This window comes from Micromonospora sp. DH14 (assembly GCF_029809455.1).
GTDB lineage: Bacteria > Actinomycetota > Actinomycetes > Mycobacteriales > Micromonosporaceae > Micromonospora > Micromonospora parva.
This window is the reverse complement of record NZ_JARVKT010000003.1, coordinates 14,237-35,296: the sequence shown is the minus strand read 5'-3', so window position 1 is coordinate 35,296 and position 21,060 is coordinate 14,237. Positions and strand designations below refer to the sequence as shown.

The following is a 21,060-nucleotide window of genomic DNA, read 5'->3' as shown; positions in this document are numbered from 1 at the left end:
GTCAAGGTCAAGCCGGTGCGGCCGGTACGTTGGGCGCATGCGCGTCGTCATCGCCGGAGGCCACGGCAAGATCGCCCTGCTGCTGCAACGTCACCTCGTCGGGCGCGGCGACACCGCCGTCGGCCTCATCCGCAACCCCGAGCAGGCCGCGACGCTGCGCGCCGCCGGCGCCACCCCCGTGGTCAGCGACCTGGAACACACCGACGTCGCGCAACTCGCCGCGCATCTCGACGGCGCCGACGCGGTGATCTTCGCCGCCGGCGCCGGGCCCGGCAGCGGCGCCGCCCGCAAGGACACCGTCGACCGGGCCGCCGCCGCGCTGCTCGCCGACGCCGCCACCCGCGCCGGCGTGCAGCGCTACCTGCTCGTCTCCTCCATGGGCGTGGACAAGCCACCCGCCCCCGGCACCGACGACGTGTGGGCGGCGTACCTGCGCGCCAAACGCGCCGCCGAGGACGACCTGCGCGGCCGCGACCTGGCCTGGACGGTGCTGCGACCCGGCCGGCTCACCGACGACCCACCCACCGGGCGGGTCACCCTCACCCCACACGTCGGCGGTGGCGCGATCAGCCGCACCGACGTCGCCCACGTCCTCGCCGCGCTGCTCGACGAACCACGCACCGCCGGCGCGACACTGGAACTCGTCGACGGACCCACCCCGATCGCCGACGCCGTCCGCGCCGCCGCCACCTGACCGACTACGCCGGCCCGCGCCGCGTCCTACGGTGGTGGGCGTCAGCCGCCCGGGCGGTGCGCGGCGACCAGCACCGGCCCACCGGGGACGGTCGGGAAACGGCGGACATCGACCAACCCCGTCGGCGCCAGCACCTGCGCCATCCGGTCCGCGTCGAAGGCGTTACCGCCGTGCAGCCGCCACCAACGCGCCGAGCACGGTCCACGATCAGCGCTGCTGGTGCCGCGGCAACGCCGACTGACCCACCACACCACCCACGAACGGCGCCCCCGGCGTCTCCGCCGCGATCCGATCCATCGTGCGCGCCAACTGCTCACTGCCGTCATCAAGATGCCGCGCCGCCGCCTGCATGTGCGACACCATCATCTCGCCGAAAATCCGCAACGCCTCCCGGGTCGCCACCGTGTCGTCGAAGCTCGGCCCGGCCGCACTGCGGTACTCCGCCACCGCCCGCTCCGCCTCCTGCTTCGCCTCCGCCTCCGCCGCCTGCAGGTAACTCTCGTACTGCACCCGGGCGTACTCGGCGACCCGACGCGCGTAGTCATGCGCCTGCGCGATGATCTGCTCCGCCTCCCGCTGCGCCGCCGACAGCAGATTCACCTCCCGCGCCGCCGGAACCTTCGCCGCCGCCCCCGTACTCGGAATCACCCCGTGCCGGTGCAACTCCACCCGGTCGTTCAGCCGCTCGTTCTCCGCCCGCAACGTCGCGATCTGCGTCGCCAACAGATCCAACTCGTCAGCGACCTGCACCCGGAACCGGTCCACATCAGCGTTGTCATAACCCCGCCGGGCGAACGACGCGGCACCGAACTCCCACCGCCGAACCCGATCGGCGGTCATCCGCACCTGCACACCGCCGGAAACCTGCACACCGTCATACCGGCTGATCGGCGTCGCGCTCACCTGTGCAGACCTCCGTTCGCGACTGCGGGGCTCGCAAGCTCACTCCTCGCGCTCACCGCACCCGCCCTTTCGTTCGCGACTGCGGGGCTCGCAAGCTCACTCCTCGCGCTCACCTGTGCCCACCTTCCGAAGTGTCACCCGCAGCCGTCCGCCACGCCGGGCCGTACCACTGCGCACCCAGGCCCTCATGGTGCACCTGACCCGCGTGGTAACCCGCCTGCGCCAACGTTTGCGCCGCGTGCGACACCATCTCGTCCGACCCACACACGAACACGTGCCGGGAACGCCAGTCACCGTCGGCCAGCGCCCGATCCACCGCCTGCACGAACTCCCCCGGCCGGTGCACGTCGGTGCCCACCACGTACGTCACCGTCAACCACGGATACGACGACGCCAACTTGTCGATCGCGTCGCTGTCGTAGAACTCGCTACGCGACCGGGCCCCCACGTACAGATCAACTCGGCGGCGGGAACCCTCCGCGGCGACCTGCTCCACCAACGCCTTCACCGGCGCCCAGCCCGTACCCGCCACCAGCAGCAACAGGTCACTGGAGCCCGCCGACCACAACCCCAGCCGATCCCCCACCGGCGCCGCCAGGTGGATCCGATCCCCCACCGCCGACCCGTACACCAGCCGCGACGACACCGCGCCCCCCGGCGCGGCCCGCACATGCAACTCCAGGGTGCCGTCCGCCCGCGGCGCGTTCGCCGGCGAGTAGTACCGCCACGACCGCACCGACGGGTGCGACACCCCGATCGACTGCCCCGGGGTGAACGGCAACAGGTACTGCGGGCGCACCGTCAACACCGCCACGTCGAACGCCCGCCGCTCATGCGCCACGATCTCCGCCACCCACCACGGCGGATTGACCGCCTCAGCGGCCTGCGCGGCCTCCATCATCACCTGGGCGACCAACCCGTACGCGGCCGTCCAGTCCGCTGCCAACTCCTCGGTCCACTGCTCGGCGAGGAAATGCTGCAACGTCGCCACCAGCGCCTCACCGACCGCCGGATAGTGCTCCGCGCGCACCGCGAACTTGCGGTGATCCGCGCCGAGATCCTGCAGGAAACCCACCAGCCGATCCACCTGGTCCACGTTGGACACGATGTGGCCCAACGCGGTCACCAGGCGATCCCGCTGACCGGCCATGTTCGTGGGGAACATCTGCCGCGTCTCAGGATGAGCGAGGAACAACGTCGAATAGAAATAGAGCGGCACCTGGTCGCCGTGACCGGCGACCACCGACCAGCTCTGCTTGAGGCGAGCCGCGTCCACGCTCAGACGCCCGACCTGTTTCCGGCAGCCACCACCTGGCCCTGCACCTGCCCCAGCACTGTCTGCACGTCAGCGAGGATGTCCGCCGGCACCCCCAACTCGGTCAGCGTCGCCGTCAGGTGCTCGCCCACCTTCGCGTAGTGCGCCACCGTGATGTTCAACGGCTGGTGCGCCTCAGCCAACCCACGACCCGTGTACTCGTTCGGGCCACCCAGCACCACGGTCAACATCAACGCCAGGTGCCGCCGCTGACCCGCCATCTCCACATCAGTGAAGTAACCCGCCAACTCCGGGTCCGCGAGCACCTTGTCGTAGAACAGCTCAACCGCCGCCTTGACCGAACTGGCACCGCCAATGCGGTCGTAGTGCGAAGCGGGAGCCGTCTCTTCCGTAACCGTCACGGTCGTTCCTTCCGGGGATGAAGGGTGCAGAACCGTGAGGGACCATAGCGTGTCAAACGCCTCCGGTCAGCGCCCCCTTATCGGATTCCCGACATACGAACGACACGGTGTGTCATCACTACCGATCGGTATCTCCACAATCGGCCACCAACACCACACCGAACGTATCCACAAAGGACCGGCGTGGTCGATCATCCCCGGCCGCCGTCACCGACGGTCGCGAGAAAACCCGACCGGAAAAAATTGGAAGCCGAACCGGGTCAGCCGGCCCGCCGCCGCGCCCGCCGCGCCGCCAGCTCGTCACCCACCGGATCCGCCCCGGACACCGCCGCCGGCTCCACCGGGCCGCTCGTCGCCGGCTCCGCCGGCAGATGCGACAACGACCCCTGGATCTCCTTGAAAGCCCCACCGATCGCGATGCCGAAGACCCCCTGGCCACCCTGCAACAGGTCGACCACCTCCTCCGGAGACCGGCACTCGTACACCGTCGTCCCATCAGAGATCAGCGTGATCCCCGCCAGATCCTCCACACCACGCGACCGCAACGCCTCGATCGCCTTACGGATGTTCTGCAGGGACACCCCCGCATCCAACAACCGCTTCACGACCTTCAACACCACCAGGTCCCGGAACGAGTACAACCGCTGCGTCCCCGACCCCGAAGCATCCCGAACGCTCGGCACCACGAGCGTCGTCCGCGCCCAGTAGTCCAACTGCCGGTAACTGATGCCCACCGCGTGACACGCCGTCACACCCCGGTAGCCAACCGAACCGTCCCCCTCAGCCGCCACACCTGGCGATGAGGCACCCGGCTCGTCGAACTCTGCACCCGGATCGGAATCCCGCGGCTCGTGCATCCGGACAACCTCCCCGTCAGTGTGGCGACGCATCGTTTCCTCCGACGCGCACCCCTCGACATGGAAACCCTATCGCCACCGTCAGGGGTTACCACGGAGGAACCGACGCGACACGCCGCGCAGCCACCGAGAAAGATCACCAACCGGGCACGAGCACACCTCAGCCCGCGAAGTCCTCCGGACGCACCTGCTCCAGGAACTCGCGGAACTTCTCCACCTCGTCCTCCTGCTCATCAGGGATAACGATCCCCGCCTCGCTGAGGACCTGCTCCGCACAACGAATCGGCGCACCGACACGCAACGCCAACGCGATCGAATCGCTCGGCCGCGCCGACACCCGCACCCCATCGCCGATCAACAGATCCGCGTAGAAGACGTTCTCCTTCAGCTCGGTGATCTCCACCGCCTGCAAGGGCGCCTTCAACGCCGCCAACACATCCCGCAGAAGATCATGGGTCAACGGCCGGGCCGGCTTGACCCCCTGCTGCTCATAAGCGATAGCCGTCGCCTCGACCGCGCCGATCCAGATCGGCAGATAGCGGTCCCCCTCGACCTCCCTGAGCAGGACGATCGGTTGGTTGCTGGGCAGCTCCACCCGAACTCCGACCACGCTCAGCTCGCGCACCGCCGCCTCCGTGTCGTCGTCAACCTACGCACCGCGCCCTTCCCTGCACGGTACACGGACCGCAACACGGCCGTCCCATGCGCTACAGCACCACGCCCGCGCCGAAAAGGGGTTACCCCGGCAAGCCTACGGCACGCTTCCCCGAAGAGATCTTTCCGCTCAGCCGCCACCCGCCGGGCACCCTCACCGACCCAACGTCGACCGCAGACCCACCCGCACCAACGCCGCGTGCAACTGCTCCGACAACGCCACCAACTCCCGCGCCGTCTCCGCCGCCCGCGCCCGCGCCGCCGGATCACTCTGCCGCGCCAACGGCGCCACCAACTGCGCGAACAAACCGACCTCCCGGTCCGCCGCCGTCCGATAACCCCGCAGATGCCGCGGCTCCAACCCGTACGACGCCAACCCCGCCACCGCCGAAGCGATGATCAGGGCATCCGCGTCATACCAACCCGGCGGATCCGACACCAGCACACCGAGCCGCTCCAACTCCGCCAGCGTCGACTCGTCGATCCCACTGCGCGCCACCAGATCCGACCGGCCGAGCCGCACCTGCGACGACTCGGCCGGCTCCGGAACCTCACGACCCGGCACCGCACCATCGGGACCGACCGCCACCAACGCCGGCCGCGACCGCTCCGGCTGCTCACCAGACGAATCCCACTGGGCCAACTGCTCCCGGATCACCCGCAACGGCAGGTACCTGTCCCGCTGCGCGGTCAACACGAACCGCAACCGCGCCACATCGTCCCAGCTGTACTTCCGGTAACCCGCCGCCGTCCGCTGCGGCTCGACCAAACCCTCAGCCTCAAGAAACCGCAGCTTCGAAATCGTGGTATCCGGAAAATCCACCCGCAACTGCCCAAGCACCTCACCGATGCTCATCAGCGGCTGAGACCGAGCCGCCCCGGGTGACGTGGAGGCCGCAGGCTCGTTCACCCCCGGCCGGCCTCCTCCTCCGGGCGCGGACCGGCGATGAACACCACCCGGAACTTACCGATCTGGACCTCGTCACCGTTGCTCAACGTGGCCGCCTCAACCCGCTCACGATTGACGTACGTGCCATTCAGGCTGCCCACGTCGCGCACCGTGAACGTCCCACCGTCACGGTGGAACTCCGCATGCCGACGCGACACCGTCACGTCATCCAGGAAGATGTCACTGTCCGGGTGCCGGCCACTGGTCGTCACATCGTGGTCCAACAGGAACCGGGCACCCGCATTCGGGCCTCGACGAACCACCAGCAGCGCCATACCCGGCGGCAACGAACCGGACATCCGGCTCGGCACCACATCGGTGTCCGGCCCCTCCAGCACTTCGTCGAGCGAACCGAGATTGAGCGTCGAAGTGACGTCGAGTGGGGGGAACTCGTCGTCTGGCCGCGTCATGGGACCACCTCACGGATCTGTTCGGTCGGCGTCGGGTAATGGCGGGTCTGGCCGCCGGGCACATGCACACCCGGCGGCTGGCTCCCCGTGCCCGGGAAGGCAATTCCACAACGCTCAACTATTGGGTTCTCGGTCGACTGGGCGAGCCTAGCCAGCGCCGAAATGCAGGGCAACCGGACGCGCGCAGACATCGCACGCACCGGATCACGCACACTCAGCCTTCGGTGATCTTCTGATACGCGGCCGCCGTCAGCAACCCATCCGTCGCCGTCGGATCATCCGGCGTGATCTCCACCAACCAACCCTCGCCGTACGGATCAGTGTTGATCAGCTCAGGCGTGTCAGCCAACGCGTCGTTGCGCGCCGCCACCGTACCGGCCACCGGCGCGTAGATCTCCGACACACTCTTGGTCGACTCGATCTCACCCAACGAGTCACCGGCCGCGACCACCGCACCCGCCTCGGGCAACTGCACGTACACGATGTCACCGAGCGCGTCCTGCGCGAAGTGGGTGATGCCGACCCGGACCGAAGCCGTGCCGTCACCCGCCACCCACTCATGCTCGGCGGTGTATCGCAGATCCTCGGGAATCACCAGACGCGTCCTTCATCCATCGGTGCCCCGGACCACCCGGATCCGGCGCGGCCGCGCCGGTCAGGAGACCGGACGGGCGTGTTCCAACTTGATCGGCACGTGCAGCGCCGAAACCTCGGCAACCTCACGCTCCCCAAACGTCACGTTACCGCCGTCACCCCGAACCGACGCCACCACCCCACCAGGAATGTTCAACGCCGTACGCATCGTCGCCGGATCACCGATCACCGTGATCGTGTACGGCCCCGTCAACCGGCGCCCCTCCACCATCAACGACCCGTTGTCCCCGTCGAGGAAGTACGTCGACGCGATGATCCGAACCGTCGCCCGATCCCCACCGGAAATCTGCATCGCCTCGGCACCCGCACCCCGCAGCTCCTGCACCGCGTCCAACACCCGGTTCGCCGAGATCGGCTTCACCCCGGAGTCGAACTGCACCGTCAACCCCGGGCCCACCGCCGGCAACGTCCCCGCCAGGATGCCCAACTCGTCCGCCCGCCGCGTCGCCTCGTCCAACGCCGCCTGACGACCCTGCTCACCCGAGCGCAACTGACGCTGACTGTCCTCCAGGGCACGGATGTCCTGCTGCAGGCGGTTCTCCCGCGCATCCAGATCCGACAGGATCCGAACCAGGTCCTCCTGCCGCGTGGCCCCCAACGTCGGGTCCGTCGAGGTCGTCTTCAACTGCACCACCAACGTGAACCCCAACAACGCCAACAACGCGGCGATCATCACACCGGCCGTACTCCACCGGGACCGACCAGCCACCACCGGCTCCACCGACGACTCGGAACCCGCCACCGGCTCCCCCGACCGCGACACCGCGTTCAGGTCCACCGTCGCACCGTCGTCGACCGGCTCCACACCCGGCTCCGCCACCGGCTCATCGTCCGACGGCCGCGCGGGCCCCTGCGGCGCCAACGGGCTCAGCTCGTCCGGATCCGGCGCATCAGGCCGCGGATCAGGCTCACCCGCCGGCCCACCCGGGCGCGCCGGGCCCGCCGGCTGCGGCCACCCGGTCCCCGTGTCGGTCTGCTCGTCACTCATCGCAACCCAACCTACGCCCGGAACAGGTGCCGACGGATCGCCGCCACGTTGCCGAAGATACGCACACCCAGCACAACCACCACACCGGTGGACAACTGCCCGCCCACACCCAGCTGGTCACCCAGATACACGATCAGACCAGCGACCAGCACGTTCGAAATGAACGACACCACGAACTGCTTGTCGTCGAAGATGCGGTCCAACCGGGCCCGCACCCCACCGAACACCGCGTCCAACGCGGCCACCACCGCGATCGGCAGGTACGGCTGCAACGCCGCCGGCACCGTGGGATCAAGCCACACGCCCAGCACCACACCGGCGAGCAACGCCAGCACCGCGATCATCGGCCACCTCCGGAGGGGCTAACAGTCGTCGCCGGACCGGACGACCCGGGACTGCCGGACCGGACACCCGACGCGGAAGGGCTCGGACTGACCGACGGCTTGGCGTAGCGTAGCTGCGGCTCCGGAGCCGCCGGCAGGGTGAGGTCATCCGACTCCCGAACACCGAACGACAACCCGGTCCCCTGCGCCACCTTCCGCATCAGCGCCGCGTTCCGACTGTCCTCGAACTTGCGCCGCATCGAATCCGGCCCGATCGCCGACACCTCGTACGGCCCGGTCACCGGCCGGAAATCCACCAGCATGGCCTCACCCGCCGACCGGATCGTCGACGTCGACGTCAACCTCTGCCCGTTGATGGCGATCGCCTCCGCGCCGGCACTCCACAACGCGTTCGCCACCCCCTGCAGGTCGCTGTAGAGCACCCGCGGCGGCCCGGCACCGGCACCGGTCACCGCGTCCGCCTTGTCCGGCGCGTCCGCCAACCGCACCACCACACCATCACCACGCACCCGGCCCAGCCCGGTGCTGGCCTCCAGGTTGCGCAACCGGGCGGCGGCCGACCCGCTCAACGCCGCGTCCCGCTGCCGACCGACCTCCTCGCGCAGCTGGTCGGCCCGGGTGGACAACCGGTCGGTCTGGCTCTCCCGCTCCCGGATCTGCGCCACCAGACCAGAGCGGGCCTGGCTGCGGCCCGGCTCGTCGGCCATCGTCTGCCGGTAGGCGACCGCGAACAGGAAACCGAGCATCACCACCACGACCAGGCTCACCGACCGCGCCGGCCAGGCCCGCCATCCGCGCGCAGCGGACTGTGTCGAGCTGCGACGGGCGGCGGCCGCGTCCGCGTACCCCGGATCCAACGGGTTGCGAAACAGTTCGGTGAGGAAATCCGGCGCGTACACCCGGTCCTGGCCGGGTTTGCCCAGCCGCGGCGCGCTCACGCCGCCGCTCCCGGGCTGCGTACCGCGCGCACCAGCCGGGCCGCCTGCACGACGTACATCCCGCCGGCCACCCAGTAGAGCACCAGACCCCACCAGGCCAGCGCCCAACCGATGGCGCTTGCCGCCGTCGCCACGTCGGTCGCCGCGGTGGCCAACAGCAGCACCGGGAACGCCGCGAGCAGCAGGAACGTGGCGGTCTTGCCGACGTAGTGCACCGGCGGCGGCCCGTACCCGTGGCGACGCAGCACCGCCAGCGAACCGAGCAGGAGCACCTCACGGGCCAGCAGCGCCGCGGTGAACTGCCACGGCACCACCTCCCGCGCGGTGAACGCGACCAGGGTGGCGAGGATGTAGAGCCGGTCGGCGAGCGGGTCGAGCAGTTCGCCCAGGCGGCTCACCTGACGCAGCCGGCGGGCGATCCAGCCGTCGACCCAGTCGGTGGTGCCGCCGATGGCCAGGACGACGACCGCCGCCACGTCGGCCCGCGCCACCAGGAAGAGGTAGAGGAACAGCGGCACGCCCAGCAGCCGCCCGAAGCTGATCAGGTTGGGCAGGGTGAGCACCTGGTTGCCGGGAGTCTCGTCACCGGTGTCCCGCGGGTGCTCTGCCCGAGCCGGCCGACGCGACACCGATCCTCCTCCACGGCACGCGGGCCCCCGCCGACGCCGGGCGCGGCTGAGGGTCGTACGTGCTGTCGGGCCGACCACCGCCGGCTCTCCCCGATGGCCCCGCATGGGGCCCGTTCCTCTGCTGCGGCCCGCGGTCATCGAGATCGCGGGCCGGGTAGATGCGCTGCCACTATATCGGGCTTTCTCTCGCCGACCGGGCGCCGCCGTCGGGCTGTCGGTGCGGCTGTGCCGCACTATGGCGTGGATCACCACGCCTAAGGCATCCTAGGATACTAGTGAAGAACGGGGCGACGCTCAGGCCGTCTGCACCGCGGAGTCGCTCTGCTGCTCGGGCACCGAGTTCGCCGCCCGCGCGAACCCGACCAGCGCCAACAACAGTTCGTGCTGCATCCGCGTCGGCATCCGGTCCAACACCGCCTGCACCGCACGCTGGCGCCGCTCGGCCAACTCCCGCAACAGGGTCAGCGCGGCGGCGGTCGGCACCAACCGCACCTCCCGCCGGTCGCGCGGATCGGCCACCCGGCGCAACAGACCGGTCGCTTCCAACCGGTCGCACAGGCGGCTCGCCGACGACGGCACCACGTCCAGCAACTCCGCCAACCCGTTGACGTTGGTCTCCGGTCGACCGCAGATCAGCGTGAGCACCCGCAGCTGGGTGGACGGCACCTGATGCCGCGCCGCAGCCGAGTCCAGCACAGCGATCAGCGTACCGGCGGCCGCGTCGATCGCCGCGGCGAGATCCGCAGGTCGCTCCACCTGATGTCCCCTGCCGTCGTCGCGCTGGTGCCCGCCCGACAACGCGGCCGCGACTCTCACCCCGTGCCCTGTTCGCGTGGACCATGCCAGTCCAGACAGACCACGACGGCGTCGTCGCGCAGGTCGGAATCCGCGTGATAGGCGTGCAGTTCGCGCATCACCGTACCAACCGCCTCGGCCGGCGGCTGCAGCCGAGTGGCGCGCAGGGAACGCGCCATCATCCGCTGCCCGTACGGCTCCTGCCCCGGCGGCTCCGCGGCCCACACCCCGTCGCTGACCACGAAGAGACGGTCGCCCGGCGCGAGTTGCACCTCCTGCAGCTCGTAGCGCGTCTCGGCGAACATGCCCAGCGGCAGCTGCTGATCCAGCTTCATCGGCTCGACCGTGGACCCGCGCATCCGCAGCAGATGGGGCGAACCCGCGTCGACCGCCCGCACCCGGCCGCAGCGAGTGTCCACCTCGAGCAGCAGGGTGGCCACGTACCGAGCACCCCGGTGCTGGTAGAAGACCGTGTCCGAGGCCAGCTCGGCCTGTTCCACCAGGCCACCACCGGAACGCCGCGCGTTGCGCATCGCGTTGACCGTGACGGCGGTCAACAGCGACGCGGCCAGCCCGGTGCCCTCACCGTTGAGCACCGTCACGGTGAGACGGTCGCCGTCCAGCGACCAGTCGAAGTGGTCACCGCCCACCGTGTACGCCGGTTCGAGCTGACCGGCCAGATCGAACGCGTGGTGCGCCACACCGCGTCCGGGCAGCAGATCCCACTGCATCTCGGCGGCCATCGTCAGTCGCTCGCGCCGACGGGCCCGCCGGTAACGGTCGGTCTCCCGGTCCGCCGCGCGCATCGCCACCGCCAGGGCGTCGGCGATGTCCGTGGCCTGACCGGTGACCGCCGGATTCGGCACGGCCGGCAGCTCGATCAGCAGCACCCCCAGCCGCTCCCCCCACACCGTCAACGGCAGGTAGAGCCGGCACGGGCCCTCGCCGTCACGGACCGGCTGCTGGCTGCTGAAACAGCGCTGCGCGACGGTGTGGCATTCCAGGAACCCGGCCGCCGGCAGGTCCGGGTCCAGCACCGGCCAGAGGCCGCTGATCCGGTAGTCGGCGACGAAGACGTCGGTGCGCAACGCGCCCATCGCCGACCGGATCGCCCGGTCCGCCGCCTCGGCCAACTGGTCGGGCGGGGCCTCGCGCAACGCGCGCGACACCACGTCCGGCGCGTCTACCATCGTCGTCCTCCCCAGAAGCTTGCTATAGGGCAAGCATCATACGGACGCCCTCGGACGGCTGATCGGCGCGGTCAGTCAGCCGCGCGGGTCGCGAGCACACCGTGGAACGCGTCGGGCACCCGGGCCGGCGGACCCTGCGCCCGCCACTGGGCGACCGGGACGATCCCGTCCGCCGTCGGCGCCCACCGACCGAGCAGGGGCGCGAAGGCCGCCGGCGGGCGCATCCGAAACTGCGGGCCCATCATGGCCAGCGCCTCCGGGTGGCCCGCCAGCTCCTCGGTGTCGAAGTCCACCGCCAGCAGGCTGCCCGGCGCCGCGGCAGCGTACAACTCGTCGAGGGTGCGGGTCAGCGTGGCGTCGTCGAGGAACGCCGCCAGGCCGAGGAAGACCACCCCGACCGGCCGCCGACCCCAGCCCGGCACGAAGCGGTGCAGCTGCGCCGGATCGATGGTGCCGATGTCGGTCGCGTCGCCGAAGCCGTAGCCGGCCCGGTCGCTGCCGGCGAGGATGCTCTGTCCCAACCGGATGGTGACCGGGTCGACGTCGGTGTAGAGCACTGTCGCGTCGGTGGCGACCTCGTGCACGTTGCCCATCGTCGGCACCCCGGCGCCGAACACCAGGAAACCGTCCACGCCCTGGCCGGCCATCGCCCGCACCGCCCGGCCGAGGAACGCCCGCAGCTCCCGGAACACCGGCGCGCACGGCCCGTACGCCTGCTCGAACGCGTGAGCGGCAGCCACGTCCACCGGGAAGTGATGCTGCCCGCCGAGCCAGAAGTCGATCATGCGAGCGGTGCTCGGCTGGTCTGGTTCACCCATCGGCGACGCTCCCTCCCCGGCCGGTCCTCGTCAGCGTACCGACCGGGGAGCGCTCACCGGTATCGCGGCGCGAAGGCGTCCGGGCCCGCGATACTGGGCCGCGGGCGGAGGTGGGCGGTGAACTCGGCGAACAACGCGGCGGTGGTGGTCGGCGTCGACGGCTCGGAGTCGGCGCTGCGCGCCGTCCGCCTCGCCGCCACCGAGGCGGCACGCCGGCACCGACCACTGCGGGTCGTGCACGGCTTCATCTGGCCACTGCTGCACGTACCGGTCTCCCCCGCCCCGGACGCGCCACCCGGCGGCGGACTGCGCCACCGGGCGGAGGAACTCGTCGAGGCCGCGGTGAACGAGGCCGAGGCCACCGTGCCCGGCCTGTCGATCTCCGGCGAGATCATCGACGGGGAGGCCGCCGCGGTGCTGGTGGGTGAGTCCCCCACCGCCGCGCTCATCGTGCTCGGCGACCGCGGGCTCGGTGGGTTCTCCGCGCTGGTGGTCGGCTCGGTCGCGGTGCAGGTCGCCGCGTACGCCGACTGCCCGGTGCTGGTCGCCCGCGGCACGCGACGACCCGACCAGCCGGTGCTGGTAGCTGTCGACGGTTCGGACGCCTCCCGGCGGGCGGCGGACGTCGCCGCCGAGACGGCCGTGTCGCTCGGCGTGCCGCTGGTGGCGGTGCACGCCTACCGGCACCCCGGCAGCAGCGGACCGGGCGACATGCAACCCCTGGTGTACGACGAGGCGAAGCTGCACCGCGAGCAGGAGCGGATGCTCGCCGGGTGGCTGACCGGCCTCACCGAGGACCATCGGGGTCTGCGGTTGACGTGCCAGGCGACACGTGGTCGACCCGGCACCGTGCTCGCCGAGGCGTCCCGCTCCGCCCAACTGGCGGTGGTCGGCGGGCGCGGGCGCGGCGAGGTGACCGGGTTGCTGCTGGGGTCGGTGAGCCAGTCGATGCTGCACCACGCGCAGTGCCCGGTCATGGTGGTCCGCGCCCCCCACTAGCCCGCCGGGGTTCGTCCGCCGCCAGGCGGGTAGACGGCCGCGGTACGCCCAGCGGACGGTGGGCAGCACCAGGTGCCCAGACCGACGAAGGAGGCACAGATGCCAGGACCACGGCCGGGCAGTAACGCGTACGACAAGCAGCGGGCACGGTTGCGCAACGCGATCGACGACTCCGGACGCCGAGTGCCCGACGGAAAGGCCAACCAGGTCGCCAACCGGATCCTCCAGGAGGATCGCGGCCAACGCGGCGTGGTGCGCGGTGACCGCGCGTACGGCCCGAAGAGCGAGCGTGAACCGGGCGACCCGAAGTGAGCAGGGTCGACGTGGCCGACGGCGCCATCGCGGGCGCCGTCGGCAGCACCGCGCTGAACGTGGTCAGCTACCTCGACATGGCACTGCGGGGACGGCCCGAGAGCGACGTCCCGCAGGAGACCGTCGACCGGCTGGCCGGGATCGCGCACGTGGACCTGGGCAACGGGGCCCGGGCGGCCAACCGCCGCTCGGGCCTCGGGCCGCTCATCGGTTACGCGCTGGGGGTCGCCGCGGGCGTCGGGTTCGCGTTCTACGCCGGTGGTCGGCGTCAGCCGTTGCCGGTGGCCACCGGGCTGCTCGGCGCCGGCGTCATGACCATGACCGACGGGTCGATCACGGTGCTCGGGATCAGCGACCCGCGCACCTGGCGGCGCTCCGACTGGATCTCCGACATCATTCCGCACCTCGCGTACGGGCTGGCGGCCGCCGCCACCTGGAACAGGTTGCGGCGGCCGCCAGGTCGCGGTCGCTGATCGGGTCAGCGGGTGTCGCTGTCGTCCTCGGCCACCGGCTCACCGGCCGGGCCGTACGGCGACACCTGCCCCTTGGGCACCGGTCGACCCTGGTCGCCACGCGACGTACCACGGTTGGCCGGATGCCCGCCCGGGGCCGGGCCCTTGTTGTCCTGGCTGGTCGCGCCCAGTGCGTTGCGGCGCAGTTCCTGCTGCTGCGGGTTCGTCAGGGGGTGTCTCCCTCCGGTACGGCAGGCGGCATCGACCGCCTCCACCGCCGGCATACCCGCCCGCCGCGGTGGCATTCCGAGCGCGGTCACCGGTACGACGGCTAGCGCGCCCCCAAGTGGGTACCCGACGGGTGTGCGCAATGATCGAACTGTGGTGCGGGTCCTGCTCGACCGGCGTGGCCGCACGTACGCCGAGGAGGCCGGCATCCGGCTCGCCGACCGGCCCGGCCCGCTCTACCAGCTGTTGGTGCTGACCACGCTGCTGAGCACCCGGATCCGGGCGTGTGTGGCGGTGGACGCCGCCCGGGAGCTGTTCGCCGCCGGTTACCGCACCCCACAGGCCATGGAGGCGGCCAGTTGGCAGGAGCGCGTCGACGCGCTGGGGCGGGGCCACTACCGCCGCTACGACGAGCGGACCGCCACCATGCTCGGCACCGGCGCCCGGCTGTGCCTGGACCGCTGGCACGGTGACCTGCGACGGCTGCACCGGGAAGCCCAGGGTGATCCCGCCGGGCTGCGTCGGCGACTCACCGAGTTCCCCGGCATCGGCCCCACCGGGGCGGACATCTACCTGCGCGAGGCGCAGTCGGTCTGGTCCGACGTGCGCCCGTACGCCGACCGTCGGGCCCTGGCCGGGGCGAAGCGGCTGGGTCTGCCGGGGTCCCCGGACCGGCTCGCCGGTCTCGTCGCCGAACCGGACTTCGGTCGGCTCGCCTCAGCGTTGGTGCGGGTGGCGCTGGGCGAGGAGTCCGCCGGTGAGGTCACCCGCGTCGCCGCCCGGTGAGGCGCTCACTTGACCGTCTTGTCCCCCGGGCGGGTCAGGTGCCACACCAGCAACGCGGCGAGCAACGCCAGGACCACCACCCCGCCGGAGATGCCCCGGCCCTCCTCCGGACTGCGCCCGGCGCTGCCGAAGTAGATCACCGCGAGACCGGCCAGCACCGTGACGAACGTCCGCAACCCTCGGTCCTTCACGTCTGGCACCGTAAGCGGCCCACCCGCACCGGCGTACCTTTTCAGACCTTCTGTCATTCTTCTGAGTGATGCTCAGCGTTCGGTGACGAACCCGCAGAGCCGCACCCGGCGCACCGCCCGGTCGGCGACCTCCACCACCTGCAGGGTCAGCCCGGGCAGCCGCACCGCCTCACCAGGGGAGTCCGGCAGGTGCCGCAGCCGGGCCAGCACCAGACCGGCGACCGTCGTGTAGTCCCGGGACAGCGGGAAGCTCAGCCGCACCCCCAGGTCCGGCAGGTCGTGCAGCGGAAAGTCACCGGGCACCAGCAAAGACCCGTCCGGTTCCCGGACCACCCCCCGCACGTCACGGTCGGTCTCGTCGTACAACTCGCCGACCACCTCGGCCAGCAGGTCCTCCATGGTGACCATGCCGTCGATGCCCCCGTGCTCGTCGACTACCAGGGCCAGTTGCTGATGTTCCTGCCGCAGCTGACGCATCGCGTCGGCGACCGGCAGGGTCACCGGCAGCAGCAGTGGCGCGCGGACCCGCTCGCCCACCGGCGCGGTGCCGGCCCGCACCAGGTCACGGATGTGCACCACCCCGAGCACCTCGTCCAGGCCGCCGGGGCCGGTGACGGGTGCGCGGGACCGCCCGGCGGCGGCCAGCCGTCGGACCCCCTCGTCGGCGGCCAGGCTCGCCGGCAGCGTGGTGACCTCCCGCCGGGCCACCAGGATCTCGCGTAGCGTCCGGCCGGCGATGTCGAACGCGCCGGTCAGGATCTCCCGCTGCTGGGCCGACAGGCCGCGCTGGCTGGCCAGCATCTCCCGTAGCTCCTCCTCGGTCATCTCCTCCCGATTGGCCCTCGGATCGCCACCGGCGAGCCGCACGACCGCGTCGGTGGCCCGGCTGAGCAACCACACCGCCGGCCGGGACACCCGGGCGAGCAGGTCGAGCGGACCGGCACTCAGCAGCGCCCACCGCTCGGCCCGCTGCATGGCCAGCCGCTTCGGCGCCAACTCGCCCAGCACCAGCGTGACGAACGTCAACGCCACGGTCACCAGCAGCACCGCGGCGGGACGCGCCGCCGCACCGAGGAAGCCCAACGGGCCGACCAGCGGACCGGCCAACGACACCGCGGCCGCCGCCGACGCGAGGAACCCGGCCAGGGTGATCCCGAGCTGAATCGTGGCCAGGTAGCGGTTCGGGTCACGGGACAACCGCACCAACCGGTCGCCGGCCCGGCTGCGCCGACCCAGCCGCCGCAACTGCCCCTCGCGCAGGGTCACCAACGCCATCTCACTGCCGGAGAGCGCGGCGTTGACGAGCACCAGCACGGCCACCAACGCCAACTGCCCGAGCTGACCGCCCATCGCGTACCCCCGTCCGCCGCCTGAGGTCACTCAACCGCAGCGGACGGCGGCGCGGGCCCGGTTTGCGACCGCGCCCGGCTCAGTCGACCTCCAGGTCGTCCAGCGAGATGGCGTGGGTCATCAGCCACCGGGCCAGCGCCGACATCCCGAACAGCCACAGCGGCACCGACTCGGTGGGGCCGTTGGTGGCGTAGATGGCGAAACGCAGGTCCGGAGCGCGGTACGCCTCGATCCGCCACCGGTGCTGCCGGTCCCGCCAGACCGCCGAAGGGTCCATGGCGTCACCGTAGGTGACCACCGCCGACCTCGGGGTCGGTTGGCCGGCACCGCCGGCTCAGCCCGGCACCACCGTCGTTCCGAACACGATGCGGGCGACGGACACCAGCAGGCTGATCCCGACTCCGGCGAGGATCAACCAGCCGACGCCACGCCACCCCGAGCCCCGCCCGGGCACCGGCGCCGGCGGTGGTCTCCACAACTCCCGGTAGGTCCACGCCAGCACACCCACCCCGAACGGCAGGAGCCCCACCCAGAACCAGAACCACCTGGTGCCGGCCAGCGGCGGCGTGCCACCGATCAGCCGACCCAGCCACAGCACTGTCAGCACGCCAGCGAGCAGACCCGCGGCGTTACCGATCCGGTGTGCGGGGCCACCGTCCGGGCTGCCCGTGGCGGACACAGCGGCGAGTTGGGCGTCCCGCCAACTCAGCCCGACGCCCGCCGACAGGTCCGGCTCGACGAGGTACGGATCCGAGGCCGGCGGCGCGCCGAAGGTGTACCGGCGCTGGCCGTTGGGCACGGTCCAGACGAGCATCCCGCCGTTCGTCGCATACTGCGGCCGGGGCCGGTTCCCCCAGAAAGCGCCATCGTCGGCCCAGCCGGACGCCCGCTGGAAGGCCACCACCTGGCCGGTCGCAAGATCCCGGTCGAGCTGGGCCTCGGTCGACTCGCGGGGCTCCACCCACCACGCCAGCGGCACCCACAGCACCCAGAACAGCGGAAGCACCCAGCGCAGCGCCACCGGGACGGCCTCCCGCCACCGGCCGCCGACTGGCCGCGACGGGGACGGCGACACCTCAACCACCAGACCACAGTCGCACCCCGAAGCGATCCTGTCAGCCCCGGCGAATGCTCGGCGCTCAGGTGACGACGACGCGGGCGTCGTCGGGCAGCCGGCGGGTCGCGCCCCGCCGGTCCAGCAACTCCAACAGGGGGACCGCCACCCGGCGGGTGGTGTCCAACGCCTGCCGCGCCGCGGAGAGGGTGAACGGCTGCGGCAGCCCGGCCAACACCCGCACCGCGTCGTCGAGCACGTCGGGCAGCAACACCACGTTGTCGGCCAACCGCAGCAGGGCACCGGCGCGCACCGCGGCACCGATCTCCCGGGGACCCAGACCGAGGTCGACGAGGCGATCCGCTTCGGGGGCGCGGAACGGCCGGTCGCCGTACTCGGCGCGGACCCGCTGCACGGCCCGGGCCACCGGTTCGGGCAGCGCGTCGGTGCTCGCCGCCCCGACCCGGCCGGAGTGGATCCGCAGCGGCGGTCGGACCAGCGCCTCGACCAGCACCCGGTCGGGCAGGGCGAGACGCTGCCGCAACGCCTCCACCGGCATCCCGGGCTCCAACGGGTGCTCGCGCGCGTGGCGGGCGACCTCCTCGGTCAGCCGCTCGGCGAGCATCCGCCAGTACCCGGGGTCGGCCAACCAGTCACCGGCCACCGGCTGGGCGAACGCCGGCCGGTCCCGACCCGGCGCGGTGGGCACCGGCACGCCCATCCGGATCAACGCGCCGGCCCGGACCAGCCGGCGGCGGCGCAGCTCCCCCGCCAGGTCGGGTCGACCGTCCAGCTCGGCGAGGACCTGGGCGCGGGCGGCCGCCGCGCCGCGTCGGGCCAGCGGTGGGGGTGCCACGTCCAGCACCCGCACCCCTCCGCTGACGTGGTGGCGGCCCGGGTCCCGCAGCAGCGCCCGGTCGCCCACCAGCAACGGCAGCGGTCGGGCCAGCCGCAGCCGGACGGTGTCCGGGCCGAGCGGGCGCACCCGTACCGGCACCGCCGCCGACCCGACGTGCAGGGTGAGGGTGGCCGGCAGGTCGGCGGCCGGGTCGCCGGCGAGCCGGACGTCGACCAGGTCGGTGTGGTGAAACCGGCCCGGGGTGAGCAGCGCGTCGCCCCGGCCGAGCCGGTCGCGGGGCGTACCGCGCAGGTTCACCGCGACCCGGGCGATCGCCGCCGCCTCGGGTCGGGCCTCGCCCAGCGAGTGCAGGCCACGGACCCGGACCGGTTCGTCGGCGCCGGCCAGCTCCAGTTCGTCGCCCACCCGCAGTCGACCGGCGCCGAGGGTGCCGGTGACGACGGTGCCGCTGCCCCGCACCGTGAAGCTGCGGTCCACCCAGAGTCGGACCGGATCGTCCAGCACCGGCGCGGGCAGGTCGGCGGCGAGCCGGTCCAGGGCGGCCCGCAGCTCCGGCAGGCCCGCGCCGGTCAGGCCGCTGACCGCCACCGCCGGCACCGCGCCGAGGCTGGTCGCGGCGATCTCGGCGCGGGCGCGGGCCGTCGCCGGACCCGGGTCGGCCAGGTCCGCGCGGGTCACCGCCAGCAGGCCGTACGCGACACCGAGCGCGTCGAGGGCGGCCAGGTGCTCGGCGGACTGCGGCATCCACCCCTCGTCGGCGGCCACCACGATCAGCGCCGCCGGGACCGGGCCGACCCCGGCGAGCATGTTCGGCACGAACCGTTCGTGCCCGGGTACGTCGACGAACGCGACGGTGCCGCCGGACGACAGTGTCGTCCAGGCGAAACCCAGGTCGATGGTCATCCCCCGGCGGCGTTCCTCCGCCCACCGGTCGGGTTCCATCCCGGTCAACGCCCGCACCAGCGTCGACTTGCCGTGGTCGACGTGCCCGGCGGTCGCGACGACGAACACGCCTCAGTCGTCCCCGGGTACGCGCAGCACCGCCTGGCGGACGGCCTCGTCGGCGTCGGCGGGCACACAGCGCAGGTCGAGCAGCAGCCGGCCGCGTACCACCCGGCCCAGGACCGGCGGCTCTCCGGTGCGCAGCGGCGCCGCGTACCGCTCGGGCAGGCTCAACGCCCACGAGTCCAGCTCCACCCCGGGGGCGCCGCCCCCGCCGACCACCGCGACGGCCGGCACCACCTCCGCCTTGCGGCCGTCCGCGCCGAGCCGGTCCCGCAGCCGCTCCACCCGTTCGCGCAGCGCACCCGGGTCGGCGTGCAGCGCCGCCCGGGTCGGGGTGCCGGGTTGGTGCACTGTGGCGGCCAGCGCGGCCAGGGTGAGCTTGTCCACCCGCAGCGCCCGGGCCAGCGGGTGGCGACGCAGCCGGTCGATCAGCTCGGCGTCACCCAGCAGCAGCCCCGCCTGCGGCCCACCGAGCAGCTTGTCGCCGCTGGCGGTGACCAGTGCGGCGCCCGCGCGCAGGGTGCTGGCCGCGTCCGGTTCGTCGGGCAGCAGCGGGTCCGCGCCGAGCAGCCCGGAGCCGATGTCGGCGACCACCGGCACCCCGAGGGTGGCCAGTTGCCGCACCCCGACGGCGGAGGTGAAGCCGGTGACCCGGAAGTTCGACGGGTGCACCTTGAGCACGAAACCGGTCTGCGGGCCAAGGACGGCGGCGTAGTCCGCGACCGTGGTGCGGTTGGTGGTGCCCACCTCGCGCAGCCGCGCACCGGTGCTCTCCAGCAGGTCAGGCAGGCGGAAACCGTCGCCGATCTCGACCAGCTCACCTCGGCTGACCACGATCTCCCGGCCGGCGGCCAACGCGGTGGCGGCCAGCACCAGCGCCGCGGCGCCGTTGTTGACCACGTGCACGGCGCCGGCGTCCGGCACGGCGGCGGCCAGCGCGTCGAGCGCGCCCCGGCCGCGGCGGGCCCGCCGGCCGGTGGCCAGGTCCAACTCGACGTCGGTGTGCCCGGCGGCGGCCACCACCGCGGCGACGGCGGCGGACGACAACGGGGCCCGGCCCAGATTGGTGTGCAGCACGACGCCGGTGGCGTTGAGCACCACCCGGGGGCCGGACGTGGGCAACGCGACTACCGCGGCGTCGCGTACCTCGTCGGGGTGCAGCTCGCCGCGACGGGCGCGGTCCTGCGCGCGGGAGACGATCGCCTTGACCTGCTCCCGGCCGAGGGTCACCGTGGCGGCGGCCAGCACCGGGTCGGCCAGCAGCGTGTCCGTACGGGGCACCCGGCGTCGCGGGTCCACCGGGCCGTCGCCCATCACGTCATCT

General features: G+C 72.2%; 27 protein-coding genes. 5 read left to right on the top strand and 22 right to left on the bottom strand.

The features are described from left to right. Positions 1–37: 37 nt before the first annotated feature. Positions 38–694: an SDR family oxidoreductase gene (locus tag QCZ28_RS06025; protein ID WP_279515604.1), complete on the top strand. Its 657-nt coding sequence runs from the start codon at positions 38–40 to the stop codon at positions 692–694. Between the two features lie 207 nt (positions 695–901). Here QCZ28_RS06025 and QCZ28_RS06020 read toward each other — a convergent pair whose 3' ends face one another. The 15 genes from QCZ28_RS06020 to QCZ28_RS05950 all read right to left on the bottom strand — a co-directional run bounded on the left by QCZ28_RS06020 (position 902) and on the right by QCZ28_RS05950 (position 12,500). Beyond that, the gene (locus tag QCZ28_RS06020; RefSeq protein WP_030327702.1) at positions 902–1,597 is read right to left on the bottom strand and encodes a cell division protein DivIVA; all 696 of its coding nucleotides are present in this window, start codon (positions 1,595–1,597) and stop codon (positions 902–904) included. 109 nt (positions 1,598–1,706) lie between these two features. Next, positions 1,707–2,873, bottom strand: a complete 1,167-nt coding sequence (locus tag QCZ28_RS06015; protein WP_279515603.1) for a globin domain-containing protein — start codon at positions 2,871–2,873, stop codon at positions 1,707–1,709. A 2-nt stretch (positions 2,874–2,875) separates the two neighbouring features. Next, complete coding sequence (locus tag QCZ28_RS06010) at positions 2,876–3,274, bottom strand: group 1 truncated hemoglobin (RefSeq protein ID WP_279515602.1); 399 nt, start codon at positions 3,272–3,274, stop codon at positions 2,876–2,878. Positions 3,275–3,534: 260 nt separating this feature from the next. Further along, positions 3,535–4,131 (bottom strand): MerR family transcriptional regulator, encoded by a 597-nt coding sequence (locus QCZ28_RS06005; protein ID WP_081883657.1) that lies wholly within the window; start codon positions 4,129–4,131, stop codon positions 3,535–3,537. A gap of 160 nt (positions 4,132–4,291) precedes the next feature. Continuing rightward, complete coding sequence (locus QCZ28_RS06000; protein ID WP_030327706.1) at positions 4,292–4,756, bottom strand: bifunctional nuclease family protein; 465 nt, start codon at positions 4,754–4,756, stop codon at positions 4,292–4,294. Between the two features lie 183 nt (positions 4,757–4,939). Then, the gene (locus QCZ28_RS05995; RefSeq protein WP_279515601.1) at positions 4,940–5,641 is read right to left on the bottom strand and encodes a MerR family transcriptional regulator; all 702 of its coding nucleotides are present in this window, start codon (positions 5,639–5,641) and stop codon (positions 4,940–4,942) included. A gap of 50 nt (positions 5,642–5,691) precedes the next feature. Then, complete coding sequence (locus QCZ28_RS05990) at positions 5,692–6,144, bottom strand: FHA domain-containing protein (protein ID WP_007071101.1); 453 nt, start codon at positions 6,142–6,144, stop codon at positions 5,692–5,694. A 214-nt stretch (positions 6,145–6,358) separates the two neighbouring features. Further along, positions 6,359–6,739: a glycine cleavage system protein GcvH gene (gene gcvH / locus QCZ28_RS05985; RefSeq protein ID WP_030327708.1), complete on the bottom strand. Its 381-nt coding sequence runs from the start codon at positions 6,737–6,739 to the stop codon at positions 6,359–6,361. A 60-nt stretch (positions 6,740–6,799) separates the two neighbouring features. Beyond that, the gene (locus tag QCZ28_RS05980; protein ID WP_279515600.1) at positions 6,800–7,786 is read right to left on the bottom strand and encodes a DUF881 domain-containing protein; all 987 of its coding nucleotides are present in this window, start codon (positions 7,784–7,786) and stop codon (positions 6,800–6,802) included. A gap of 11 nt (positions 7,787–7,797) precedes the next feature. Continuing rightward, a complete protein-coding gene (locus QCZ28_RS05975) occupies positions 7,798–8,130 on the bottom strand; it encodes a small basic family protein (RefSeq protein ID WP_030327710.1) in 333 nt (110 codons plus the stop codon). Beyond that, positions 8,127–9,068: a DUF881 domain-containing protein gene (locus tag QCZ28_RS05970; RefSeq protein WP_279515599.1), complete on the bottom strand. Its 942-nt coding sequence runs from the start codon at positions 9,066–9,068 to the stop codon at positions 8,127–8,129. The genes QCZ28_RS05975 and QCZ28_RS05970 overlap by 4 nt, the downstream gene beginning before the upstream one ends. Next, on the bottom strand, positions 9,065–9,697 hold the full coding sequence (locus tag QCZ28_RS05965) for a CDP-alcohol phosphatidyltransferase family protein (protein WP_279515598.1): 633 nt from the start codon (positions 9,695–9,697) through the stop codon (positions 9,065–9,067). Before QCZ28_RS05965 ends, QCZ28_RS05970 begins: the two co-directional genes overlap by 4 nt. Before the next feature lie 294 nt (positions 9,698–9,991). Further along, a complete protein-coding gene (locus QCZ28_RS05960) occupies positions 9,992–10,453 on the bottom strand; it encodes a MarR family transcriptional regulator (protein ID WP_279515597.1) in 462 nt (153 codons plus the stop codon). A gap of 56 nt (positions 10,454–10,509) precedes the next feature. After that, positions 10,510–11,682 (bottom strand): PP2C family protein-serine/threonine phosphatase, encoded by a 1,173-nt coding sequence (locus QCZ28_RS05955; protein WP_030327714.1) that lies wholly within the window; start codon positions 11,680–11,682, stop codon positions 10,510–10,512. A gap of 71 nt (positions 11,683–11,753) precedes the next feature. Then, positions 11,754–12,500 carry an SAM-dependent methyltransferase gene (locus QCZ28_RS05950; RefSeq protein ID WP_279515596.1) on the bottom strand — a complete coding sequence of 249 codons (747 nt, stop codon included), beginning with the start codon at positions 12,498–12,500 and terminating at the stop codon, positions 11,754–11,756. Between the two features lie 117 nt (positions 12,501–12,617). Here QCZ28_RS05950 and QCZ28_RS05945 point away from each other — a divergent pair, with 117 nt between their 5' ends. From QCZ28_RS05945 to QCZ28_RS05935, 3 genes are all read left to right on the top strand, one after another. Then, entirely contained in the window at positions 12,618–13,499 is an 882-nt protein-coding gene (locus tag QCZ28_RS05945; RefSeq protein ID WP_279515595.1) for a universal stress protein, read from the top strand. 99 nt (positions 13,500–13,598) lie between these two features. Further along, the gene (locus tag QCZ28_RS05940; RefSeq protein ID WP_030327717.1) at positions 13,599–13,811 is read left to right on the top strand and encodes a hypothetical protein; all 213 of its coding nucleotides are present in this window, start codon (positions 13,599–13,601) and stop codon (positions 13,809–13,811) included. Beyond that, positions 13,808–14,284, top strand: a complete 477-nt coding sequence (locus tag QCZ28_RS05935; RefSeq protein WP_030327718.1) for a hypothetical protein — start codon at positions 13,808–13,810, stop codon at positions 14,282–14,284. Before QCZ28_RS05940 ends, QCZ28_RS05935 begins: the two co-directional genes overlap by 4 nt. A 5-nt stretch (positions 14,285–14,289) precedes the next feature. Here QCZ28_RS05935 and QCZ28_RS05930 read toward each other — a convergent pair whose 3' ends face one another. Continuing rightward, on the bottom strand, positions 14,290–14,583 hold the full coding sequence (locus QCZ28_RS05930; RefSeq protein WP_279515594.1) for a hypothetical protein: 294 nt from the start codon (positions 14,581–14,583) through the stop codon (positions 14,290–14,292). A 43-nt stretch (positions 14,584–14,626) separates the two neighbouring features. Between QCZ28_RS05930 and QCZ28_RS05925 the strand changes: the two genes are divergently transcribed. Continuing rightward, a complete protein-coding gene (locus QCZ28_RS05925) occupies positions 14,627–15,277 on the top strand; it encodes a hypothetical protein (RefSeq protein ID WP_279515593.1) in 651 nt (216 codons plus the stop codon). Positions 15,278–15,282: 5 nt separating this feature from the next. Here QCZ28_RS05925 and QCZ28_RS05920 read toward each other — a convergent pair whose 3' ends face one another. The 6 genes from QCZ28_RS05920 to selA all read right to left on the bottom strand — a co-directional run bounded on the left by QCZ28_RS05920 (position 15,283) and on the right by selA (position 21,050). Continuing rightward, the gene (locus tag QCZ28_RS05920) at positions 15,283–15,468 is read right to left on the bottom strand and encodes a hypothetical protein (protein WP_036410487.1); all 186 of its coding nucleotides are present in this window, start codon (positions 15,466–15,468) and stop codon (positions 15,283–15,285) included. A 72-nt stretch (positions 15,469–15,540) separates the two neighbouring features. Then, positions 15,541–16,818: a hemolysin family protein gene (locus QCZ28_RS05915; RefSeq protein WP_279515592.1), complete on the bottom strand. Its 1,278-nt coding sequence runs from the start codon at positions 16,816–16,818 to the stop codon at positions 15,541–15,543. Positions 16,819–16,897: 79 nt separating this feature from the next. Continuing rightward, a complete protein-coding gene (locus QCZ28_RS05910; RefSeq protein ID WP_030327722.1) occupies positions 16,898–17,095 on the bottom strand; it encodes a hypothetical protein in 198 nt (65 codons plus the stop codon). Positions 17,096–17,152: 57 nt separating this feature from the next. Beyond that, positions 17,153–17,902: a hypothetical protein gene (locus QCZ28_RS05905; protein WP_279515591.1), complete on the bottom strand. Its 750-nt coding sequence runs from the start codon at positions 17,900–17,902 to the stop codon at positions 17,153–17,155. Between the two features lie 55 nt (positions 17,903–17,957). Continuing rightward, positions 17,958–19,742, bottom strand: coding sequence for a selenocysteine-specific translation elongation factor (selB, locus tag QCZ28_RS05900; protein WP_279515590.1), 1,785 nt, complete (start codon positions 19,740–19,742; stop codon positions 17,958–17,960). Between the two features lie 3 nt (positions 19,743–19,745). After that, entirely contained in the window at positions 19,746–21,050 is a 1,305-nt protein-coding gene (gene selA, locus QCZ28_RS05895; RefSeq protein WP_279515589.1) for an L-seryl-tRNA(Sec) selenium transferase, read from the bottom strand. Positions 21,051–21,060 lie beyond the last annotated feature (10 nt).

What these genes read in the sequence shown, in the direction of transcription:
- QCZ28_RS06025 (WP_279515604.1), top strand. Translation starts at nt 38, where the DNA reads ATGCGCGTCGTCATCGCCGGAGGCCACGGCAAGATCGCCCTGCTGCTG.
- QCZ28_RS06005 (WP_081883657.1), bottom strand. Translation starts at nt 4,131, where the DNA reads ATGCACGAGCCGCGGGATTCCGATCCGGGTGCAGAGTTCGACGAGCCG.
- QCZ28_RS05995 (WP_279515601.1), bottom strand. Translation starts at nt 5,641, where the DNA reads ATGAGCATCGGTGAGGTGCTTGGGCAGTTGCGGGTGGATTTTCCGGAT.
- QCZ28_RS05990 (WP_007071101.1), bottom strand. Translation starts at nt 6,144, where the DNA reads ATGACGCGGCCAGACGACGAGTTCCCCCCACTCGACGTCACTTCGACG.
- QCZ28_RS05980 (WP_279515600.1), bottom strand. Translation starts at nt 7,786, where the DNA reads ATGAGTGACGAGCAGACCGACACGGGGACCGGGTGGCCGCAGCCGGCG.
- QCZ28_RS05975 (WP_030327710.1), bottom strand. Translation starts at nt 8,130, where the DNA reads ATGATCGCGGTGCTGGCGTTGCTCGCCGGTGTGGTGCTGGGCGTGTGG.
- QCZ28_RS05955 (WP_030327714.1), bottom strand. Translation starts at nt 11,682, where the DNA reads ATGGTAGACGCGCCGGACGTGGTGTCGCGCGCGTTGCGCGAGGCCCCG.
- QCZ28_RS05950 (WP_279515596.1), bottom strand. Translation starts at nt 12,500, where the DNA reads ATGGGTGAACCAGACCAGCCGAGCACCGCTCGCATGATCGACTTCTGG.
- QCZ28_RS05940 (WP_030327717.1), top strand. Translation starts at nt 13,599, where the DNA reads ATGCCAGGACCACGGCCGGGCAGTAACGCGTACGACAAGCAGCGGGCA.
- QCZ28_RS05915 (WP_279515592.1), bottom strand. Translation starts at nt 16,818, where the DNA reads ATGGGCGGTCAGCTCGGGCAGTTGGCGTTGGTGGCCGTGCTGGTGCTC.
- QCZ28_RS05910 (WP_030327722.1), bottom strand. Translation starts at nt 17,095, where the DNA reads ATGGACCCTTCGGCGGTCTGGCGGGACCGGCAGCACCGGTGGCGGATC.
- selA (WP_279515589.1), bottom strand. Translation starts at nt 21,050, where the DNA reads ATGGGCGACGGCCCGGTGGACCCGCGACGCCGGGTGCCCCGTACGGAC.